The sequence below is a fragment of the Pseudomonas sp. GW821-FHT07G10 genome (genome assembly GCF_059418545.1).
In genome coordinates, this window is sequence record NZ_JBWKQB010000004.1 from 35,767 (window position 1) to 55,745 (window position 19,979).

Consider the following 19,979-nt stretch of genomic DNA (forward strand, 5'->3'; position numbering starts at 1 on the left):
GGCGGTTCCCTTTTACAGATTGAGTGTCAGGCTGACGGTGAAATTGCGCGGCTCGCCGGGGTTGACCCAGTAATTGCTGTAGGAGCGCTCGTAATATTTCTCGTCGAAGAGGTTGTTCAGATTCAGCCCCACGGTGACGTTTTCGCTGGCCTTGTAATGGGCCAGCAGGTCGACGGTGTGGTAGGCGGGCAGTTCGAAATCGCCACCGGCTTCGCCTGAGCGGTCCCCCACATAGGTGAACGCCGCGCCGACATCGGCGCCGCGCATCAGGCCATCCTGAAATTCATACACGCCCAACAGACTGCCGCTGCGTTTGGCTACGCCGAGAATCCGGCTGCCGGTGGGGATCGCTTTGTCGCCTTTTGTGACCTCGGCATCGATATAGGCGAAAGCACCGATCACTCGCACGGCGTCACTGGGTTGCCCGGTGACTTGCAGGTCAATGCCCTGGCTGCGGGCCTTGCCCATGGCGCGGTAGTTGTCGGTGGCCGGGTCGAGGGTCAGAATGTTTTCTTTCTCGATGTGGAAAGCGGCGAGGGTGGTGCTCAGGCGATCGTCGAACAGCTCGCTCTTGATACCGGCTTCGTAGCCGACGCCTTCCTCTGGATCGAAGGATTTGCTGCTGACATCCAGGCCGTCGTTCGGTTTGAACGAGGTGGACGCATTGGCGAACAGGCCGACTTGCGGTGTCAGTTGGTAGAGCAGGCCCGCGCGTTGGGTCAGAGCGTCATGGGTTTGCCGGGTACTGGTGTTCCTCGTGAAGTCGTCGATCTTCTGTTCGAAGTGCTCCAGGCGAACGCCGAGCATGCCTCGCAGACGTTCGCTGAAGACGATCTGGTCTTGCAGGTTCAGCGCCTGGCTTTCGACATGTTCGAAGAAGTCTGTGCCCGAGCGCGCACCATCGGGTTTCGGCTGGCCGTAAACCGGGTTGTAGATATCGATGGCATACGGGCTGCCGGCGATGCTGGTGACCCGTTCGTTCTTGCGGTAGTTCTCGTATTCGCTGCCGATCAGCAGCTCGTGCTGCCAATTGCCGATGTCGAACAGACCGCGTAGTTCAAGCTGGGTAATGCTGTCGTGCCAGTCGCTATCGCGCTCCCGGTAGCGACGGTTGACGGTGTGCTGATCGGCGTTCAGCGGGCGGGCTTCCGAGGCGAACCCCCAGAGTTTGCCCTGCTTGTAATGACTGGCCAGGCGCAGTTTCCAGGCATCGTTCAAATGATGTTCGAGCGCGGCCTGGAGCATGTTGTTGTGGTTATCAATGTCACCGTCGTTGGGCTCGCCGAGGAAGGTAGAGCGCGATACACCGCTCCACGTGTTGTTCGGTGCAACGATGCCGCGATCGAATGTCGAGCTGTGGCGTACGAATTCACTTTCCACCAGCAGGCTGGTATCCGGGTCGGGTTGCCAACTGAACGACGGCGCGACGAACACCCGCCGACTGTCGACGTGATCGCGCAAGCTGTGGTTGTCCTCTACCGCGAGGTTGACCCGGGACAGCACATTGCCTTGCTCGTCGAGGGGTGTGTTGACGTCCATTGAGCTACGGTAGCGATCCCAACTGCCGGCGCTGGTTTGCAACGTCGTGAAGGCTTCGGGTTGCGGTTTTTTGGTGACGATATTCACCGTGCCGCCGGGATTGCCACGACCATACAGGCTGGCTGCCGGCCCTTTGAGTACTTCGATGCGCTCGATGTTGGCGGCATCCGGTGTGCTTGGGAAACCGCGGTTGGCGCTAAAGCCGTCCTTGTAGAACTGCGAAGTGGTGAAGCCGCGCACGCTGTATTCGTAGAGGGTCAGGCCACCGAAGTTGTTTTGTTTCGAGACGCCGCCGGCAAACTCCAGGGCGCGTTCGACGCTGGTGCTGCCCAAATCCTTGAGCACGCTGGCGGGGATCACACTGATGGACTGCGCAATATCCCGAATGGCCGTATCGGTTTTGGTCGCGCTGGAGGAACGAGTGGCGCGATAGCCCTTGACCGGGCCGGTGGGGGATTCGTAGTCGGCGGTGACGCTGATGGCGTCGAGTTCCAGCGGTTGTGGTTCTTCGGCGAAGACCGGATCCCCCAGCAGACCAAGGGCCAGGCCCGCCAGGGAAGCGATTTTGCGAGACGTCATGACATCGTTCCAATAGCAGTATTGAAACAATATAACATGACCAATGAGAATGTATGCTTTTAGCCCGGCGAGCCGGGCTGGCGCTTACTGCTCTTCTTTGACGGGCGCTGGCGGCGGACGCAGACCGATTTCCGCCGTGAGCTTGAGATCCTGGCCGTTGCGGATGACCTGGATGGTGACCTTGTCGCTCGGCTTGATCCGCGCCACCTGGTTCATCGAGCGGCGCCCGTCACCGGCCGGTTCGCCGTCGATGCTGAGGATCACATCGCCCAGTTGCAGACCGGCTTTCTGCGCCGGGCCATCACGGAAAATTCCGGCGACCACAATGCCCGGACGTCCGGATAGGCCAAAGGATTCCGCCAGTTCCTGAGACAGCGGCTGTACTTCGATGCCGAGCCAGCCACGGATCACCTGGCCGTGCTCGATAATCGACTTCATCACTTCCATGGCCAGTTTGATCGGGATGGCAAACCCGATGCCCTGAGAGCCGCCGGATTTGGAGAAGATCGCCGTGTTGATCCCGGTCAGGTTGCCGTTGGCGTCTACCAGTGCACCGCCCGAGTTACCTGGGTTGATCGCGGCGTCGGTCTGGATGAAGTCTTCGTAGTTGTTCAAACCCAGCTGATTGCGCCCGGTGGCGCTGATGATGCCCATAGTGACGGTCTGGCCGACGCCGAACGGGTTGCCGATGGCCAGCGCGACGTCGCCGACGCGGATGTTTTCGGAGCGGCCGACGGTGATCGAGGGCAAATTCTTCAGATCGATTTTCAGGACCGCAAGGTCGGTCTCCGGATCACTGCCGATCACTCGGGCCAGGGTTTCGCGGCCATCCTTGAGGGCCACCACGATTTGGTCAGCGCCGGTGGTAACGTGGTTGTTGGTCAGCAGGTAGCCTTCCGGGCTCATGATCACGCCCGAGCCGAGGCTGGACTCCATGCGTTTTTGCTTGGGTGCGTTGTCGCCGAAAAAGCGCCGGAACTGGGGATCCTCGAACAGTGGATGAGCGGGTTTGTTGATCACCTTGGTGGTGTACAGATTGACCACCGCAGGCGCGGCAGTGACCACCGCATCGGCGTAGGACACAGGCCCCTGCAGGGTGCTGGTGGTTTGCGGAGCTTGCTGCAGGTTGACGTCAAGGCTTGGCAGCCCGACCCATTGCGGGTAACGCTGAATAATCAGCAACGCGATAAGCACGCCGGCCAACAGCGGCCAGCCAAAAAAACGCAGCGCCTTGAGCATTAAGCAAGTCCTGAGAGGTTACGAAGGACCGCATACGGCCCATAATGTCGCGCATTATAGAGGCGCGCGAGCGCCTCTGAACGGGATATTTAGGAGTCTTTTATGGCCGTCGCCCTGAGCACCCTGGTAGAAGAAGCGGACCGTTACCTCAGCAGTTCGCGGATTGCCGATTACTGCCCCAACGGTTTACAGGTCGAAGGCCGGCCGCAGGTCATGCGCATCGTCAGCGGCGTCACCGCCAGCCAGGCGTTGCTGGACGCCGCAGTGGAGGCCAGGGCTGATCTGGTGCTGGTGCATCATGGCTACTTCTGGAAGGGCGAGAACCCGTGCATTACCGGGATGAAGCAGCGCCGGCTGAAGACCTTGCTCAAGCACGACATCAGCCTGCTGGCGTATCACCTGCCACTGGACCTGCATCCCGAGGTCGGCAATAACGTGCAGCTGGCGCGTCAACTGGACATCACGGTCGAAGGCCCGCTGGACCCGGAAAACCTCAAGGTGGTCGGCATGGTCGGGTCGTTGGCCGAGCCTGTGACCGCGCGTGATTTTGCCCGTCACGTGCAGGAAGTGATGGGCCGCGAGCCGCTGTTGATTGAGGGCAGCGAGATGATTCGGCGTGTCGGCTGGTGCACCGGCGGAGGCCAGGGTTATATTGATCAAGCGGTATTGGCCGGTGTCGATCTGTACCTGAGTGGTGAAGCTTCGGAGCAGACCTTCCACAGCGCCCGGGAAAACGACATCAGCTTTATCGCCGCCGGTCACCACGCCACCGAACGCTATGGTGTGCAGGCGCTGGGGGATTACCTGGCGCGGCGTTTTGCGCTCGAGCACATCTTTATCGATTGCCCGAATCCGATTTGAACGCTCAAACAGGCGGGTATATTCATATACCGTTTCGATCTACTTGGTGTCCTCAATAGAAGCGGACGCTGTGCTAGCATGCCCCGCTCGAACACGGCCCGCTGGCCGTCCATAAGATCGTTTTCGTGAGTAGCCATGGTCGACAAACTGACGCATCTGAAACAGCTGGAGGCGGAAAGCATCCACATCATCCGCGAGGTCGCCGCCGAGTTCGATAACCCGGTGATGCTGTACTCCGTCGGTAAAGACTCCGCTGTAATGCTGCACCTTGCGCGCAAGGCATTCTTCCCCGGCAAGCTGCCGTTCCCGGTGATGCACGTCGACACCCAGTGGAAATTCAAGGAGATGTACAGCTTCCGCGACCGCATGGTCGAAGAACTGGGCCTGGACCTGCTGGTGCACGTCAATCCGGAGGGTATAGCGCAGGGCATCAACCCGCTGACCCACGGTAGTGCCAAGCACACCGACATCATGAAGACCGAAGGCCTCAAGCAGGCTTTGGACAAATACGGCTTCGACGCCGCTTTCGGTGGCGCCCGTCGCGACGAAGAGAAGTCTCGTGCCAAAGAGCGCGTGTATTCCTTCCGTGACAGCAAGCACCGCTGGGACCCGAAAAACCAGCGCCCCGAGTTGTGGAACGTCTACAACGGCAACGTCAACAAAGGCGAGTCGATCCGGGTATTCCCGCTGTCGAACTGGACCGAGCTGGACATCTGGCAGTACATCTACCTTGAAGGTATCCCGATCGTGCCGCTGTACTTCGCCGCCGAACGCGATGTCATCGAGATGAACGGCACGTGGATCATGATCGACGACGAGCGTCTGCTCAATCACCTGAGCGATGAAGACAAGGCTCGCATCGTCAAGAAGAAGGTCCGTTTCCGCACACTTGGCGACTACCCGTTGACGGGCGCGGTCGAGTCCGAGGCCACCAGCCTTACCGACATCATTCAGGAAATGCTCCTGACGCGAACTTCCGAGCGCCAGGGCCGGGTCATCGATCACGATGGCGCCGGTTCCATGGAAGAAAAGAAACGTCAGGGCTATTTCTAAACAGGGTGTCTCACATGTCGCATCAATCTGAATTGATCAGCGAGGACATCCTCGCCTATCTGGCCCAGCACGAACGCAAGGAAATGCTGCGCTTTCTCACCTGTGGCAACGTCGACGACGGCAAGAGCACCCTGATCGGGCGTCTGCTGCACGACTCCAAGATGATCTACGAAGATCATCTGGAAGCCATCACCCGCGATTCGAAGAAAGTCGGCACCACGGGCGACGATATCGATCTGGCATTGCTGGTCGATGGCCTGCAGGCCGAGCGCGAGCAGGGCATCACCATCGATGTCGCCTACCGTTATTTCTCGACCGCCAAGCGCAAATTCATCATCGCCGACACCCCCGGCCATGAGCAGTACACCCGCAACATGGCCACCGGCGCATCGACCTGCGACCTGGCGATCATTCTGGTAGACGCCCGTTACGGCGTGCAGACCCAGACCCGTCGCCACAGCTTTATCGCCTCGTTGCTGGGCATCAAGCACATCGTTGTCGCCATCAACAAGATGGACCTCAACGGCTTCGATGAAACCGTGTTCGAGTCGATCAAGTCCGATTACCTGAAGTTTGCCGAAGGCATCGCGTTCAAGCCGACCACTATGGCGTTTGTCCCGATGTCGGCGCTCAAGGGCGACAACGTGGTGAACAAGAGCGAGCGTTCGCCCTGGTACACCGGTCAATCGTTGATGGAGATTCTCGAAACCGTCGAAATTGCCAGTGACCGCAACTACGCCGACTTGCGTTTCCCGGTGCAGTACGTCAATCGTCCGAACCTGAATTTCCGTGGTTTCGCCGGTACCCTGGCCAGCGGCATCGTGCACAAAGGCGATGAAGTCGTGGTTCTGCCGTCGGGCAAGAGCAGCCGCGTCAAATCCATCGTCACCTTTGAAGGCGAGCTGGAACACGCAGGCCCGGGTCAGGCGGTGACGCTGACCATGGAAGACGAGATCGATATCTCCCGTGGCGACTTGCTGGTGCATGCCGACAATGTCCCGCAAGTTACCGACGCTTTCGACGCCATGCTGGTGTGGATGGCTGAAGAGCCGATGCTGCCGGGCAAGAAATACGACATCAAACGCGCTACCACGTACGTGCCGGGTTCGATCACCAGCATCGTCAATCGCGTCGATGTGAACACCCTGGCCGAAGGTCCTGCCAGCGCGTTGCAGTTGAACGAGATCGGTCGGGTGAAGATCAGCCTCGATGCAGCCATTGCGCTGGACGGTTACGACAGTAACCGCACCACCGGTTCGTTTATCGTCATCGACCGTTTGACCAATGGCACTGTCGCGGCGGGCATGATCATCGCCCAGCCTCTGGCTCATGACAGCGTCACTCACCACGGCAAACTGGCTCATGTTGCCACCGACGAGCGTGCCCAGCGCTTCGGCCAGCAACCGGCCACCGTGCTGTTCAGCGGCCTGTCCGGTGCCGGCAAAAGCACACTGGCCTATGCGGTTGAACGCAAATTGTTCGACATGGGCCGTGCGGTGTTCGTACTCGATGGCCAGAACCTGCGTCATGACCTGAACAAAGGTTTGCCGCAGGATCGCTCCGGGCGTACCGAGAACTGGCGTCGTGCGGCTCACGTCGCGCGTCAGTTCAACGAAGCCGGCCTGCTGACGTTGGCGGCGTTCGTCGCACCGGATGCCGAAGGTCGCGAACAGGCCAAGGCGCTGATCGGCGGCGATCGTTTGCTGACTGTCTATGTCCAGGCTTCGCCGACGGTCTGCGCCGAGCGTGATCCGCAAGGCTTGTACGCGGCGGGCGGGGACAACATCCCTGGCGACTCCTTCCCATATGACGTGCCGCTGGACGCTGACCTTGTGGTCGACACCCAGTCGCTGTCGCTGGAAGAGTGTGTCAAGCAAGTGCTGGAACTGCTGCGTAACCGCGGCGCGATCTAAGCTTCACGCGCACTGAAAAGCCCGCAACCGAGTGATCGGTTGCGGGCTTTTTGTTGATCCGGGATTGATCGTTCCCACGCTCTGCGTGGGAATGCCGCCTTGGACGCTCCGCGTCCTCTTCAGCTGTGACGCAGAGCGTCACGGGATGCATTCCCACGCAGAGCGTGGGAACGATCATGTATGGTTCAGGCACCTCAAATTTTGGCTGGATACTCCAGATGCATCTGCGCCAGCAATGCATCCTTGTTTTCCCACAGCACATTGATCCACTGCTGAAACTCCAGGCGGTACTCATCATCCTGGTCGTAGTTCTTGCCGATGAATTGCGGTGGAATCCATACTTCCTCGAAATGCACCACAAGGTCATTCACCTTGCCGCATAGCAAGTCCCAATAACCGGGACGCCCGGCCGGGTAGTGGATGGTGACGTTGACGATCGACTCCAGCTGTTCGCCCATGGCATCCAGCACAAAGGCGATGCCGCCGGCCTTGGGCTTGAGCAGGTAGCGCAACGGTGAATTTTGTTGCGCGTGTTTGCCTTCGGTGAAGCGCGTGCCTTCGACGAAGTTGAAAATACCGACAGGATTGTCGCGAAACTTCGCGCAAGTCTTGCGGGTGGTTTCCAGGTCTTTGCCTTTCTTTTCCGGATGCTTGGCCAGGTAGGCCTTGGAGTAGCGCTTCATGAACGGGAAGCCCAGCGCCCACCAGGCCAGACCGATCACCGGGACCCAGATCAACTCCTGCTTGAGGAAGAACTTCAGCGGACGGATACGCCGGTTCAGCACGTACTGCAGCACCATGATGTCGACCCAGCTCTGATGATTGCTGGTGATCAGGTACGAGTGCTGATAGTCCAGGCCATCAAGGCCGCTGAGGTGCCAGCGAGTCCGACGCAGCAGGTTCATCCAGGCTTTGTTGTTGCTGATCCAGGCTTCGTGGATATGGCTCATCAGCCAGTCGGTGAAACGTTGGGCGGCCGGGAACGGCAGCAGCAGTTTGACGATTGCCACGATAAACAGCGGGGTGCAGCAGGCAATAGTGTTCAGCGCCAACAGCAGCGAGGCGATCACGCCGCGCACCGGTGCGGGTAGAAAATCCAGCATTTAGAGGTCCAGAGGTCGGTTGGCGGCTTGAATCGCAGTCAGGGCAATGGTGTAGACGATGTCGTCGACCTGAGCGCCGCGCGGCAAATCGTTTACCGGTTTACGCAGGCCTTGCAGCATCGGTCCGAGGCTGACGCAATCGGCACTGCGCTGCACGGCTTTGTGGGTGGTGTTGCCGGTATTCAGGTCGGGAAAAATGAACACCGTTGCCCGACCGGCCACCTGACTGTTCGGCGCCAATTGCCGAGCCACGACTTCGTTGGCCGCGGCGTCGTACTGTAACGGGCCGTCGATCAGTAGCGAGTTCTGCGTTTCATGGGCGAGCAAGGTGGCTTCGCGGACTTTCTCGACTTCTTCACCGCTGGCCGACTCGCCACTGGAATAGCTGAGCATCGCCACCCGGGGGGTGATGCCGAATGCCGCGGCGGAGTCGGCGCTTTGCAGCGCAATCTCGGCCAGTTCGCTGGCGCTCGGGTGCGGGTTCATGATGCAGTCGCCGTAAACCAGCACTTCTTCCGGGAACAGCATGAAAAACACCGACGAAACCAGCGTGCAGCCGGGCGCGGTCTTGATCAGTTGCAGGGCCGGACGAATGGTGTTGGCGGTGGAGTGAATGACCCCGGATACCAGCCCGTCGACCTCATCGAGCGCCAGCATCATGGTGCCGATCACCACGGTGTCTTCCAGTTGCTGCTCGGCCATCGGGGCGTTGAGGCTTTTGGTTTTGCGCAGTGCGACCATTGGTTCGACATAGCGCTGACGGATCAGGTCCGGATCGAGAATCTCCAGGCCTTCAGGCAACTCGATGCCTTGGGCGCGCGCGACTGCCTGCACGTCCTCGGGCTTGGCCAGTAACACGCAGCGAGCGATACCGCGAGCCTGGCAGATCGCCGCCGCCTGCACGGTCAAGGGTTCGCTGCCTTCAGGCAGGACGATGCGTTTGTTGGCAGCCTGGGCGCGCTGGATCAACTGATAGCGGAACACTGCCGGCGACAGACGCATTTCCCGTGGCGTGCCACAGCGCTGATGCAACCAGTTTGCGTCCAGGTGGCTGGCGACGAAGTCAGTGATGATCTCCGCCCGTTCGCGGTCGTCGATCGGGATTTCCTTGTTCAAGCCGTTCAACTGGTTGGCGGTGTCGTAGGAGCCGGTACTCACCGACAGTACCGGCAGACCGGCCTGCAAGGCGCCTCGGCAGAGGTCCATGATTCGTGGGTCGGGCAGGGTGTCGCTGGTCAGCAACAGGCCGGCCAGCGGCACGCCGTTCATTGCCGCGAGGCTGACGGCGAGGATGATGTCGTCGCGATCGCCGGGGGTCACCACCAGCACGCCTGGCTTGAGCAGTTCCACGGTATTGCGCATGGTGCGAGCGCAGATGATGATCTTGGTCATGCGCCGGGTTTCGTAGTCGCCGGCGTTGAGCACTTGAGCGCCCATCAGGTCCGCTACGTCGCGGGTGCGTGGGGCGTTCAGTTCAGGCTGGAACGGGATGCAGCCAAGCAGACGGAAATCGCCGCTGCGCAGCAACGGCGAATGCTCTTTCAGGCGAGCGGCGAAGGCCTCCATGCTTTCATCGGTGCGAACCTTGTTGAGGATCACGCCGAGGACTTTCGGGTCTTTCGGACCGCCGAATAGCTGCGCCTGCAACTCGACCCGACCGGACAGTTCGGTAAGCACTTCGTTTTCCGGTGCCGAGACCAGAATCACTTCGGCATCCAGGCTTTTCGCCAGATGCAGGTTGACCCGGGCGGCGTAGCTGGCGCTGCGGGTTGGCACCATGCCTTCGACGATCAGCACGTCTTTGCCGATCGCGGCCTGCTGGTAAAGGGTGATGATTTCTTCCAGTAGCTCATCGAGTTGACCATCGCCAAGCATTCGCTCGACGTGGGCCAGGCCCAACGGCTGTGGCGGTTTCAGGCCGTGGGTGCGGGCCACCAGTTCGGTGGAGCGTTCAGGCCCGGTGTCGCCGGGGTGCGGCTGGGCAATTGGCTTGAAGAAACCGACTTTCAGCCCGGCCCGTTCAAGGGTACGCACCAGCCCGAGGCTGATAGAGGTCAGACCCACACCAAAATCGGTGGGCGCGATAAAAAAAGTTTGCATGCGGATTCTCTGGAGGTGCATGGCAAGGGTGAACGCCTATGACTGGCCTTCTACCGATATTTCAGACGTCAAGGTTATCGCTAACCGAGCCTTGAGCGCACCAACCGCAGTCAAAGGGTTGGCCTATTTTTTCCTGACGTCGCGCAGGATCCATTACCCAGGCTCGGGATTGCCACGGTGGCTGGTGGCGAAGGTGCTGGGTATGGCCGCAGGAAAGCTCGGCAACCCAGTGTCCGTCCTCGTCTTGATGGAAGCCATCGATCGTCGATCCTTTCGAAGCGGGCCGTCTGTCCGGGTTCCGTTCGCTTTCGGGCGATTGCTTCGCTAAACTTGACCGTTCTTCATTCTTTTGCAAAAGGTCTCGCCCCATGCTGATCGCTGCCAATAAGGCTGTCTCTATCGACTATACCCTGACCAACGATGCTGGTGAGGTCATCGACAGCTCCGCCGGCGGCGCGCCGCTGGTTTACCTGCAAGGCGCAGGTAACATCATCCCGGGCCTGGAAAAGGCTCTGGAAGGCAAGAAAGTCGGTGATGAACTGACTGTTGCCGTAGAACCTGAAGATGCCTACGGCGAATACGCTGCCGAACTGGTCAGCACGCTGAGCCGCAGCATGTTCGAAGGCGTCGACGAACTGGAAGTGGGCATGCAGTTCCACGCTTCCGCTCCGGACGGCCAAATGCAGATCGTCACCATCCGCGATCTGGATGGCGACGACGTTACCGTCGACGGTAACCACCCGCTGGCTGGTCAGCGCTTGAACTTCCAGGTCAAAATCGTTGATATCCGCGACGCCAGCCAGGAAGAAATCGCCCATGGTCACGTCCATGGCGAAGGTGGTCATCACCACTGATTTTCTGCGCTAAGCTCGGATCGCTGGAGAGGCGCCCGAGGGCGCCTTTTTAGTCTTCGGCTGTTCGCGGCTGCAAAGCGGTTGTACTGTCGAGTGGCTATTTCGAGAAGAACACGGGAAATTTGGAGTCCGTCATGAGTGCTTTTCACGACCTTAATCTAAAAGCTTTGGATGGCCAGGACCTGCCTCTCGCGCCCTTCAAGGGGCACGTCGTACTGGTGGTCAACGTCGCCTCCAAATGTGGTTTGACGCCACAATACGCGGCGCTGGAAAACCTCTACCAGCAGTACAAGGACCAAGGCTTCAGTGTGCTGGGTTTGCCGTGCAATCAATTTGCCGGGCAGGAACCAGGCACTGAACAGGAGATCCAGGAGTTCTGTAGCCTCAACTATGGCGTAACGTTTCCATTGTCCAGCAAGCTGGAAGTGAACGGGCATGATCGTCATCAGCTGTACCGCCTGTTGGCGGGCGAGGGCGCGGAATTCCCCGGTGACATCACCTGGAACTTCGAAAAATTCCTCCTGGGTAAAGACGGTCGCGTGCTGGCGCGTTTTTCGCCACGTACGGCTCCCGATGATCCAGCCGTGGTTCAGGCGATCGAGAAAGCCCTGAGCTGAGCGTTGCAACAAGAAGTGCCGGGCATCAGCGCCCGGCCAGCTTCACCCCCCGCCTTTCGGATGTTTCGCACTTCCACTCTTTCGCCAGCTTTTGCACCTTAATCACGTTGATCAATAGTGCTGGGCGATTCTCTGGATGAACAATATTATAGTCATCATAAGGCGTTCGATCGGCCGCTAATCCGCGTCGATGCGCTGACCTTTGATTCGAGCCTGCTTTCTTGTGGAGTGCCGCATGCCTGTTCAAGCCTTGTTCAAACCGTTTCAGCTCGGAACGCTTCAGCTGCCGACCCGAGTGGTGATGGCACCGATGACCCGTTCGTTTTCCCCGGGTGGCGTGCCGAACTCAAAAGTGATCGAGTATTACCGTCGTCGCGCCGCGGCCGGCGTGGGCCTGATCATCACTGAGGGCACGACGGTCGGTCACAAGGCTTCCAATGGTTATCCCAACGTTCCGCATTTCTATGGTGAAGTCGCGCTGGCCGGCTGGAAGAAGGTTGTCGATGCGGTGCACGCCGAGGGCGGCAAGATCGTTCCACAACTCTGGCACGTCGGCAGTGTGCGACGTATCGGCACCGAGCCGGATGCCAGCGTGCCGGGCTATGGCCCTTCGGAAAAACTCAAGGACGGTCAGCTCGTCGTTCACGGTATGACCAGGCAAGACATTGATGACGTCATCGCCGCGTTCGCCCAGGCCGCCAAAGACGCTCAGAGTATCGGCATGGACGGTGTGGAGATCCACGGTGCCCACGGTTATCTGGTGGATCAGTTCTTCTGGGAAGGCAGCAACCAGCGCACCGATGAATACGGCGGCAGCCTGGCCAAACGTTCACGTTTTGCCATTGAGTTGATTCAGGCCGTGCGCGCTGCGGTCGGCCCGGGCTTCCCGATCATCTTCCGTTTCTCCCAGTGGAAGCAGCAGGACTACACCGCCCGCCTGGTGCAAACCCCGGAAGCCTTGGGTGAGTTCCTCAAGCCATTGTCCGATGCCGGCGTGGATATCTTCCATTGCTCGACGCGACGTTTCTGGGAGCCGGAGTTCGATGGTTCCGAGCTGAACCTGGCCGGCTGGACTCGCAAGCTCACCGGCAAGCCGACCATCACCGTAGGCAGCGTGGGCCTGGATGGCGAATTCCTGCAGTTCATGGTCAACACCGACAAAGTTGCTCAACCGGCGAGTCTGGGAAAACTGCTGGAGCGTCTGAACAACGATGAATTCGATCTGGTTGCAGTCGGCCGTGCACTGTTGGTCGACCCGGACTGGGCGTTGAAGGTTCGCGAAGGCCGCGAGCAAGACATCTTGCCGTTCAGCCGTGAGGCGTTGATGAGCCTGGTTTAAGCGGCGACCAGGCTGACACCATATCGCGGGCAAGCCTCGCTCCTACAGGATTTGGGTCGATCATAATAATTTTGATCTCGCCGGACCTTGCAGGAGCGAGGCTTGCCCGCGGTGCTCTTCCTGGCAAGCCCCGCGCAACTGACCTTCAAACTGTTCGATGACCGTTGCCCAACCTTGCCGGCTGGCGTGCTGGCGTGCATTGAGCCGTACCCGACGCAAGGTTTCGCGCTCTTCCAGCAGCCAGATGGCAGCATCGCAGAACGCGTCTTCGTCGCCGGGCATGGCGAGTACGCCGTTGTAACCATGTCGAATGTGTTGGGCCGCCGCTGCTTGATCGTAAGCCACCACCCCCAATCCCGACGCCAGGGCTTCGAGCACCACGTTGCCGAAGGTTTCGGTCAGGCTTGGAAACAGAAACAGGTCCCCCGACGCGTAGTGGCTGGCTAATGCTTCCCCACGTTGCGAGCCGCAAAAAATCCCTTCCGGCAATTCCTTCTCCAGCGTCGCGCGTTGTGGTCCTTCACCAATCACGATCAGTTTCATCCGCTGCTGTGGATAAGTGGCCTGCAAGGCATCGAAACTACGCTTGAGCAATCCGAGGTTTTTCTCTGACGCCAGGCGTCCTACGTGAATGACTGCAATATCGTCGTTACCCAGGCCCCAGGTTTCCCGCAGCGCGTTCAGGCGTTTGGCCGGGTTGAACAGCTGGTTGTCCACGCCACGCGAGAGCAGTGCCAGACGCTCGAAGTGCCGACGTTCCAGCTCCAGGCGTTGGCTGGCGCTGGGCACCAGAGTCAATTTTGAACGGTTGTGGAACCAGCGCAGATAATGAGTCAGCAGCCGGGTTATCAGACTGAGGCCGTACTGGTTGGAGTACTGCTGAAAATTGGTGTGAAAACCACTGACCACCGAGATACCCAAGCGTCGAGCGGCCCGCAGTGCAGACAAACCCAGTGGCCCTTCAGTGGCGATGTACAGCACATCGGGGCGATGGCGCTGCCAGCGACGCAGCAATTTGTGCATCGAGGAGTGCCCCCATTGCAGGCCGGGGTAGCCGGGCAGCGGCCAACCGCGACAGAGCAGCAGTTGCTCGTCACTCGGCCGGCTCTGGTCACAGTCCTGACGCGGCCGGACCAGTTCGACCTGATGCCCGCGCGCGCGCAAACCATCGAAAAAGCGGCCAAGCGTATTGGCCACGCCGTTGATTTCCGGAGGGAAGGTTTCGGTGATCAGTGTGATACGTAGAGCTGTCGTCATGGCCTCAGTGTCGGCTGAGGCCATGTCGTCATTGTGTCGCTGGGATGATGGATTTGTGACGGTGCTCAGGCTTGCCTGACCACCAGGTTTTCCGCGCCGCGCTCGCGGACCCAGAACAAGGTCGCCCCAGCCACGGCGGCGGGCATCATCAGGATGTTCACCAGCGGAATCAGCAACGCCAGATAGACGATGCCGCCAAAACTCATGCTCTGCCAGCGCTTCTCGCGCAGCCAGGCAAGCATCTCGTTCCAGCCCAGCTGGTGGTTGTCCGCTGGGTAGTCGATGTACTGGATTGCCATCATCCACACGCCGAACAGCAGCCACAGCGGTGCGGCGATCACGTTGACCACGGGAATGAACGAGAGGATGAACAGGCCGATGGTTCGCGGCAGGAAATAGCCGAGCTTGCGCATTTCCCGGGCCAGAGTGCGCGGGACCATGGCGATCAACTCGCGCCAGCTGAATGACGGGAAGTCGTCGGTGCCGCGCACCACCACTTCGACTTTCTCCGCGAGAAAACCGTTGAAGGGTGCAGCGATGACGTTAGCCAGCAGGGTGAATGTGAAGAACACCATCAGCGCCACCAGCACCACGAACAGCGGCCAGAGGATGTAGCTGAGAAAACTCAACCAGTGCGGCAATGAAGGCATCAGCGCATCGACCCACAGGCTGAACTGATGACCGGCCAGGTAGATCAATCCGACGAACAGCACCAGGTTGATCGCCAGGGGTAACAGGACGAACAAACGCAGGCGGGGGCTTAAGACCAGCTTCAGGCCTTCGCGCAGGTATTGCGGGCCAGACAGAGCGGGGGCGGGCATAGCGTGTTCCTTGCGATGAGAAAACTTGCCGACCTTAACGGCTTTGCTCCCTAGGCGAAAGCGCAGTAATTGTGTCGACATTAACTGTAACAAAGGCGCCCTCAGTCAGGACTGTTGCAGATAGAGACCGCCTATGAGCTGGATTGTTAATCCGTATTTCCTTAATCTTCGCCCCCTCGATACGCTGCACCCATTATTTTCAGGACTGTCTCGCTTTCCCAAGTGCTTTCACAGTCCTTTTTTTATTCCAGCCGGTTTTCCGGCGTTCCGCGCCAGATGCCCAGGGCCGGTCAATAGGAGTGAGTCATGTCTGATGTACGTCATTCGCGAGTGATTATTCTCGGTTCCGGCCCTGCCGGTTACAGCGCTGCGGTCTATGCCGCTCGTGCCAACCTCAAGCCGCTACTGATCACCGGCATGCAGGCCGGCGGTCAGCTGACCACCACCACCGAAGTCGACAACTGGCCGGGCGACGTCCATGGCCTGACCGGCCCGGCGTTGATGGACCGTATGCGTGAGCATGCTGAACGCTTTGAAACCGAAATCGTGTTCGACCACATCAACGCAGTCGACTTTGCGGCCAAGCCTTACACCTTGACCGGTGACAGTGCCACCTACACCTGCGACGCGCTGATCATCGCCACCGGCGCCAGTGCTCGTTACCTGGGTCTGCCTTCGGAAGAAACCTTCATGGGCAAAGGCGTTTCGGCCTGCGCTACCTGCGATGGTTTCTTCTATCGCAACCGTGAAGTCGCTGTGGTCGGTGGCGGCAATACCGCCGTTGAAGAAGCGCTGTATCTGGCCAACATTGCCAGCAAGGTCACGCTGATCCACCGTCGCGAAACCTTCCGCGCCGAGAAGATCCTGATCGACAAACTGCACGCGCGGGTTGCCGAGGGCAAGATCGTCCTCAAACTGAATTCGACCCTCGACGAAGTGCTGGGCGACAACATGGGCGTGACCGGTGCGCGTCTGAAGAACAACGATGGCAGCTTCGACGAGCTGAAAGTCGATGGCGTGTTCATTGCCATCGGCCACACCCCGAACACCTCGTTGTTCGAAGGTCAGCTGACATTGAAAGACGGGTACCTGGTGGTTCAGGGCGGCCGTGAAGGCAATGCCACTGCGACCAGCATCGAAGGTATCTTTGCTGCCGGTGACGTGGCTGACCACGTTTACCGTCAGGCGATCACTTCGGCAGGTGCCGGCTGCATGGCCGCACTGGACGCAGAGCGTTATCTGGATGACCTGCAGAACGCCAAGTTCTGAGTCTGATGAAATGAAAAAAACCGGCCTTGGCCGGTTTTTTCATGTTCGCGGTTCATTGATCGTTCCCATGCTCCGCGTGGGAATGCAGCCCCGGACGCTCCGCGTCCATTGCGGAGCGTCCAATGAGACATCCCCACGCAGAGCGTGGGAAGGATCATCCATCTTGAATTAGCGGCGTTGCAGAGGCTGCGCCGAGAACTTCACACCCGCCAGACCATGAGCCATCAACGCCCGGATATTGCCGTGGTCGGTGCCATCCGGGGTCGCTACGACCGAGCGGTAGTGCTCGCCGAACGCCAGCAAGGCTTCCTCGTCGCTCAAGCCTTCCAGCAGCGCCAGGCCCAGGGTCTTGCACGAACCTTCGTTCTGCCCGGCAGCATTTTCTACGCCGCCGTTGTTGAAGGCTTGTGGCTGGTAATCGTAGCCAGCGGCGATAAACGCCAGGGTCTCGGCAAAGGCGTGTTCGTCGCTTTTGAGGCTGGCGCGCAAGCTGTTCAGATCAGTCATGGGTTTTTCCTTTGGCAAACGCCGCTTGTTGTTCGGCGTTGGCTTCTTGCTGGTATTGGGCTTTCCACTCGGCGTACGGCATGCCGTAAACCACTTCGCGGGCGTCGTCGAGGCTGACCTCGATCTGGCGATCATCGGCCTCGGCCTTGTACCACTTGGACAGGCAGTTACGGCAGAAACCGGCGAGGTTCATCAGGTCGATGTTTTGCACATCCTTGCGGCTGTCCAGGTGCGCGACCAGGCGGCGGAAGGCGGCGGCTTCGAGTTCCAGGCGTTGTTGCTCGGTCATGATGGGCTCTGTGCGATCTATCGTGGCGCGGATGATAAAAGCCTGGCGGACAATTGGCCAGACGGCGGTCAGCGGCTCGCGGCGAGGGTGATCGACACCGACTCGGCGAAACGCAGGGCATGGGGTTTGTCGACTTCGACTTCGGCGTACAGCACCGATTCGTTGGTCATCACCAGATCGAGCAACTCCTGGGTCAGGCGTTCGAGCAAGGCAAAACGATTGCCCTCGACGTGGGCAATGATCGCTTTGGTGATAGTGCGGTAATTCAGCGCGTGGTCGATGTCGTTGTCGCGCACAGCGTCCTGTGCGGCATAGAGGATGGTCAGGTTGATCAACACATCCTGCTTGTTGAGGATTTCGTCCTCATTGATTCCGATGAAGGTCCGCAAACACAGGTCCTTGACCCGGATGCGTGCCATTCCTGGCTGAAGTTGTGGCATTGCTACTTGCTCCGTCCAATCAATTGCAGGAACTCCTGGCGAGTGTTGCTCGAGTCGCGGAAGGCACCGAGCATCACCGAGGTATTCATGGTCGAATTCTGTTTCTCGACGCCGCGCATCATCATGCACATATGTTTGGCCTCGATCACCACCGCGACACCGGCGGCCTGGGTCACTTGCTGAACGGCGTCAGCGATTTCCCGGGTGAGGTTTTCCTGGATTTGCACGCGGCGGGCGAACATGTCGACAATTCGCGCGATCTTCGACAGCCCCAGGACCTTGCCGGTCGGAATATAAGCCACATGAGCCTTGCCGATGAAGGGCAGCAGGTGATGTTCGCAGAGTGAGTAGAGTTCGATGTTGTCGACGATTACCATCTCGTCGTTATCAGAGTCGAACAGTGCACCGTTGACGATCTCCTCGACGCTCTGCGCATAGCCATGACAGAGGTACTGCATGGCCTTGGCTGCGCGGGCAGGCGTCTGGAGCAAACCCTCGCGATCCGGGTCTTCACCCAGGCCTATCAGGATTTCCCGGTAATTTTGGGACAGGGATAACGTCATACAACATCCTCGCAGGGGCGGCTTATTTGACGTGCCTTCCGCCGTTGACGGTCAGGGTCGTGCCGGTGACATAAGGGTTGTCCAGCAAATAGCGCAGGCTCTGGTAAATCACCTCGCTGCCGGGTTCGATACCCAGCGCGGACTTGGCCAGTGCCCTGGCGCGGTACGCCGCGTCGTCGTCCGGGTTGAACATCAGCAGGGCCGGGGCAATGCCGTTGACCTTGATTCGCGGCGCATATTTCGCTGCGAAGGACAGGGTCAGGCTGTCCAGACCGGCTTTGCTGGCGCAGTAGGCAATGTGCTTGCTGCTGCCCTTGCGGGTGACATCGTCGCTGATATGCACGATGTCCGCCGGGCTGGAGCGTTCCAGCAAGTCAGCACAATGCAGGTTGATCAGATAGGGCGCAAGCATATGCACGCTGAACATCTGGGTGAATGCGGCTGTTTCGCTGCCAGGCGTTTCAGCCAGCCAGGATGAAGCGTTGTGAACAATCGCCCGTAGGCGAGGGGTGTGAGTTTTCAGTTCGGCAATGAACTTCAGGATGCCGGCCTCGCTGGAGAAGTCGGCAAACAATGCAATGGCACCGCGCTCGCGCAGGGTCTGCACGCCCGGCCGCTCGCTGCGGTAGCTGATGATGACCGGATGACCTTCCTCCAGCAGCCGCAATGCGCAATGCAGGCCAACGCGCTGGCCGGCGCCGGTGATCAGGATCGGGGCGGGGGAAAGAGTCATGGAACGCTCGTGTCGAGGTATAGGTAAAACTATACCAGCGACGATACCTGGTCACCTAAAACGAAGGGCGGGGACAGCCTCGAGTGCAGAAAAAACGTCCGAACGCGGCCCGAGCCATCGGCAGCTCCTGCGCCGATCGCGTGCACACGAAAATTCACGGATGCACGCGATCGGTGCAGGAGCCGGCGCTGGCTGCGATCTTTTATGGAGTTTGCGTGGAAGGTGCGCCGGGCAATGATCGTGCAGGCGTGCTGTTCAGCCAGCCGGATAAAAGATGGGTCGACAGCGGAATAAAGAAGTACACCATCAATGGCGTCAAGGCCAGGGTGCTGAAGAACACCCGACTCAACAGCCCCAACTCGCCCAACAATGGCCCCAACAGCAGGTTGAACAGCAGCGAGACTGGAAAGAATGCCAGCCAGATCGCTACGGCCTGCTTCCAGCGAGGAGGGCGGTGACCGGCTGCGCCAAACCAGCCATCGATGCCGCTGACCCGATGTTCCGAAGGATGAGCGAACAAGTCGCTACCCCGCGCCAGCCAGGCGCCGCGCGAGGCGGAGTGTTCCCAGGCATGCAGGGTCTGTTCATTGGCAAAGCGGAAGATGATCTGGAATTCGTCATCATCGGGCGGCGGAGCAAGCACGCCAGAGCCGAGATAGCCGGGGAAGTCGGTGGCCAGTTGTTCGCCTTCGCCAAGCCAGGCGATCAAATCCTGGTAACGACCGTTGGCGACGCGGCGCGCCACCATCAGAGTGACGGGGGAGGTAGACATCGTGTATCTCCGAATTGTAAGCGCAGCCCCGGATAGGGGACTCACTTCACGCAGCGCCGGGGTGGTGGGCTGCGTTTAAGTACATGCAAGGATTATTCCTTTTTTCGGCGAATATACCAACGATGTTTGTC

At 59.4% G+C, this 19,979-nt stretch carries 20 protein-coding genes; 7 read left to right on the plus strand and 13 right to left on the minus strand.

Annotation, left to right across the window (positions count from 1 at the left end):
* Positions 1 to 12 precede the first annotated feature (12 nt).
* Both AC07O1_RS07725 and algW read right to left on the minus strand, forming a co-directional pair.
* On the minus strand, positions 13 to 2,118 hold the full coding sequence (locus tag AC07O1_RS07725; protein ID WP_495088416.1) for a TonB-dependent siderophore receptor: 2,106 nt from the start codon (positions 2,116 to 2,118) through the stop codon (positions 13 to 15).
* An 84-nt stretch (positions 2,119 to 2,202) separates the two neighbouring features.
* Complete coding sequence (gene algW / locus AC07O1_RS07730) at positions 2,203 to 3,357, minus strand: Do family serine endopeptidase AlgW (RefSeq protein WP_494995170.1); 1,155 nt, start codon at positions 3,355 to 3,357, stop codon at positions 2,203 to 2,205.
* Between the two features lie 102 nt (positions 3,358 to 3,459).
* On the opposite strand from algW, the gene AC07O1_RS07735 reads away from it, so the two are divergent.
* The 3 genes from AC07O1_RS07735 to cysN all read left to right on the plus strand — a co-directional run bounded on the left by AC07O1_RS07735 (position 3,460) and on the right by cysN (position 7,184).
* A complete protein-coding gene (locus AC07O1_RS07735) occupies positions 3,460 to 4,218 on the plus strand; it encodes a Nif3-like dinuclear metal center hexameric protein (protein ID WP_494995169.1) in 759 nt (252 codons plus the stop codon).
* A gap of 135 nt (positions 4,219 to 4,353) precedes the next feature.
* Positions 4,354 to 5,271, plus strand: coding sequence for a sulfate adenylyltransferase subunit CysD (gene cysD / locus AC07O1_RS07740; RefSeq protein WP_494995168.1), 918 nt, complete (start codon positions 4,354 to 4,356; stop codon positions 5,269 to 5,271).
* 14 nt (positions 5,272 to 5,285) lie between these two features.
* Positions 5,286 to 7,184 carry a sulfate adenylyltransferase subunit CysN gene (gene cysN, locus AC07O1_RS07745; RefSeq protein WP_495088417.1) on the plus strand — a complete coding sequence of 633 codons (1,899 nt, stop codon included), beginning with the start codon at positions 5,286 to 5,288 and terminating at the stop codon, positions 7,182 to 7,184.
* Positions 7,185 to 7,378: 194 nt separating this feature from the next.
* Here the strand turns inward: cysN and yihG are convergent, their stop codons facing one another.
* The 3 genes from yihG to AC07O1_RS07760 form a co-directional block, all read right to left on the minus strand.
* On the minus strand, positions 7,379 to 8,287 hold the full coding sequence (gene yihG, locus AC07O1_RS07750; protein ID WP_495088418.1) for a 1-acylglycerol-3-phosphate O-acyltransferase, YihG family: 909 nt from the start codon (positions 8,285 to 8,287) through the stop codon (positions 7,379 to 7,381).
* Entirely contained in the window at positions 8,288 to 10,387 is a 2,100-nt protein-coding gene (gene pta, locus AC07O1_RS07755; protein WP_494995165.1) for a phosphate acetyltransferase, read from the minus strand.
* 61 nt (positions 10,388 to 10,448) lie between these two features.
* A complete protein-coding gene (locus AC07O1_RS07760) occupies positions 10,449 to 10,757 on the minus strand; it encodes a DUF3565 domain-containing protein (RefSeq protein WP_494995215.1) in 309 nt (102 codons plus the stop codon).
* Between AC07O1_RS07760 and AC07O1_RS07765 the strand changes: the two genes are divergently transcribed.
* From AC07O1_RS07765 to AC07O1_RS07775, 3 genes are all read left to right on the plus strand, one after another.
* The gene (locus AC07O1_RS07765) at positions 10,756 to 11,241 is read left to right on the plus strand and encodes an FKBP-type peptidyl-prolyl cis-trans isomerase (RefSeq protein ID WP_020297166.1); all 486 of its coding nucleotides are present in this window, start codon (positions 10,756 to 10,758) and stop codon (positions 11,239 to 11,241) included. The genes AC07O1_RS07760 and AC07O1_RS07765 overlap by 2 nt on opposite strands.
* Positions 11,242 to 11,375: 134 nt before the next feature.
* Positions 11,376 to 11,858 (plus strand): glutathione peroxidase, encoded by a 483-nt coding sequence (locus AC07O1_RS07770; RefSeq protein WP_495010244.1) that lies wholly within the window; start codon positions 11,376 to 11,378, stop codon positions 11,856 to 11,858.
* Positions 11,859 to 12,093: 235 nt separating this feature from the next.
* The gene (locus AC07O1_RS07775; RefSeq protein ID WP_495088419.1) at positions 12,094 to 13,197 is read left to right on the plus strand and encodes an NADH:flavin oxidoreductase; all 1,104 of its coding nucleotides are present in this window, start codon (positions 12,094 to 12,096) and stop codon (positions 13,195 to 13,197) included.
* A 60-nt stretch (positions 13,198 to 13,257) separates the two neighbouring features.
* On the opposite strand, the gene AC07O1_RS07780 is transcribed toward AC07O1_RS07775, so the two are convergent.
* A complete protein-coding gene (locus AC07O1_RS07780) occupies positions 13,258 to 14,478 on the minus strand; it encodes a glycosyltransferase family 4 protein (protein ID WP_494995162.1) in 1,221 nt (406 codons plus the stop codon).
* A 41-nt stretch (positions 14,479 to 14,519) separates the two neighbouring features.
* Positions 14,520 to 15,275, minus strand: coding sequence for a sulfate transporter CysZ (gene cysZ, locus AC07O1_RS07785; RefSeq protein WP_495088420.1), 756 nt, complete (start codon positions 15,273 to 15,275; stop codon positions 14,520 to 14,522).
* Between the two features lie 306 nt (positions 15,276 to 15,581).
* Between cysZ and trxB the strand changes: the two genes are divergently transcribed.
* Positions 15,582 to 16,544, plus strand: coding sequence for a thioredoxin-disulfide reductase (trxB, locus tag AC07O1_RS07790; protein WP_494995160.1), 963 nt, complete (start codon positions 15,582 to 15,584; stop codon positions 16,542 to 16,544).
* A 168-nt stretch (positions 16,545 to 16,712) separates the two neighbouring features.
* On the opposite strand, the gene AC07O1_RS07795 is transcribed toward trxB, so the two are convergent.
* The 6 genes from AC07O1_RS07795 to AC07O1_RS07820 form a co-directional block, all read right to left on the minus strand.
* The gene (locus AC07O1_RS07795; RefSeq protein WP_495088421.1) at positions 16,713 to 17,051 is read right to left on the minus strand and encodes a HopJ type III effector protein; all 339 of its coding nucleotides are present in this window, start codon (positions 17,049 to 17,051) and stop codon (positions 16,713 to 16,715) included.
* Complete coding sequence (locus AC07O1_RS07800) at positions 17,044 to 17,340, minus strand: DUF1244 domain-containing protein (RefSeq protein WP_494995158.1); 297 nt, start codon at positions 17,338 to 17,340, stop codon at positions 17,044 to 17,046. Before AC07O1_RS07800 ends, AC07O1_RS07795 begins: the two co-directional genes overlap by 8 nt.
* Positions 17,341 to 17,408: 68 nt before the next feature.
* Positions 17,409 to 17,780 (minus strand): dihydroneopterin triphosphate 2'-epimerase, encoded by a 372-nt coding sequence (gene folX / locus AC07O1_RS07805; protein ID WP_494995157.1) that lies wholly within the window; start codon positions 17,778 to 17,780, stop codon positions 17,409 to 17,411.
* Positions 17,781 to 17,782: 2 nt separating this feature from the next.
* On the minus strand, positions 17,783 to 18,343 hold the full coding sequence (gene folE / locus AC07O1_RS07810) for a GTP cyclohydrolase I FolE (protein ID WP_494995156.1): 561 nt from the start codon (positions 18,341 to 18,343) through the stop codon (positions 17,783 to 17,785).
* A gap of 22 nt (positions 18,344 to 18,365) precedes the next feature.
* Entirely contained in the window at positions 18,366 to 19,076 is a 711-nt protein-coding gene (gene folM / locus AC07O1_RS07815) for a dihydromonapterin reductase (RefSeq protein ID WP_495088422.1), read from the minus strand.
* A gap of 202 nt (positions 19,077 to 19,278) precedes the next feature.
* Positions 19,279 to 19,848, minus strand: coding sequence for an antibiotic biosynthesis monooxygenase (locus tag AC07O1_RS07820; protein WP_495010249.1), 570 nt, complete (start codon positions 19,846 to 19,848; stop codon positions 19,279 to 19,281).
* Positions 19,849 to 19,979: the final 131 nt, after the last annotated feature.

Coding starts and splice junctions, on each gene's coding strand:
- AC07O1_RS07725 (WP_495088416.1), bottom strand. CDS start 2,118: ATGACGTCTCGCAAAATCGCTTCCCTGGCGGGCCTGGCCCTTGGTCTG.
- algW (WP_494995170.1), bottom strand. CDS start 3,357: ATGCTCAAGGCGCTGCGTTTTTTTGGCTGGCCGCTGTTGGCCGGCGTG.
- AC07O1_RS07735 (WP_494995169.1), top strand. CDS start 3,460: ATGGCCGTCGCCCTGAGCACCCTGGTAGAAGAAGCGGACCGTTACCTC.
- cysD (WP_494995168.1), top strand. CDS start 4,354: ATGGTCGACAAACTGACGCATCTGAAACAGCTGGAGGCGGAAAGCATC.
- cysN (WP_495088417.1), top strand. CDS start 5,286: ATGTCGCATCAATCTGAATTGATCAGCGAGGACATCCTCGCCTATCTG.
- yihG (WP_495088418.1), bottom strand. CDS start 8,287: ATGCTGGATTTTCTACCCGCACCGGTGCGCGGCGTGATCGCCTCGCTG.
- pta (WP_494995165.1), bottom strand. CDS start 10,387: ATGCAAACTTTTTTTATCGCGCCCACCGATTTTGGTGTGGGTCTGACC.
- AC07O1_RS07765 (WP_020297166.1), top strand. CDS start 10,756: ATGCTGATCGCTGCCAATAAGGCTGTCTCTATCGACTATACCCTGACC.
- AC07O1_RS07760 (WP_494995215.1), bottom strand. CDS start 10,757: ATGGGGCGAGACCTTTTGCAAAAGAATGAAGAACGGTCAAGTTTAGCG.
- AC07O1_RS07770 (WP_495010244.1), top strand. CDS start 11,376: ATGAGTGCTTTTCACGACCTTAATCTAAAAGCTTTGGATGGCCAGGAC.
- AC07O1_RS07775 (WP_495088419.1), top strand. CDS start 12,094: ATGCCTGTTCAAGCCTTGTTCAAACCGTTTCAGCTCGGAACGCTTCAG.
- AC07O1_RS07780 (WP_494995162.1), bottom strand. CDS start 14,478: ATGGCCTCAGCCGACACTGAGGCCATGACGACAGCTCTACGTATCACA.
- cysZ (WP_495088420.1), bottom strand. CDS start 15,275: ATGCCCGCCCCCGCTCTGTCTGGCCCGCAATACCTGCGCGAAGGCCTG.
- trxB (WP_494995160.1), top strand. CDS start 15,582: ATGTCTGATGTACGTCATTCGCGAGTGATTATTCTCGGTTCCGGCCCT.
- AC07O1_RS07795 (WP_495088421.1), bottom strand. CDS start 17,051: ATGACTGATCTGAACAGCTTGCGCGCCAGCCTCAAAAGCGACGAACAC.
- AC07O1_RS07800 (WP_494995158.1), bottom strand. CDS start 17,340: ATGACCGAGCAACAACGCCTGGAACTCGAAGCCGCCGCCTTCCGCCGC.
- folX (WP_494995157.1), bottom strand. CDS start 17,780: ATGCCACAACTTCAGCCAGGAATGGCACGCATCCGGGTCAAGGACCTG.
- folE (WP_494995156.1), bottom strand. CDS start 18,343: ATGACGTTATCCCTGTCCCAAAATTACCGGGAAATCCTGATAGGCCTG.
- folM (WP_495088422.1), bottom strand. CDS start 19,076: ATGACTCTTTCCCCCGCCCCGATCCTGATCACCGGCGCCGGCCAGCGC.
- AC07O1_RS07820 (WP_495010249.1), bottom strand. CDS start 19,848: ATGTCTACCTCCCCCGTCACTCTGATGGTGGCGCGCCGCGTCGCCAAC.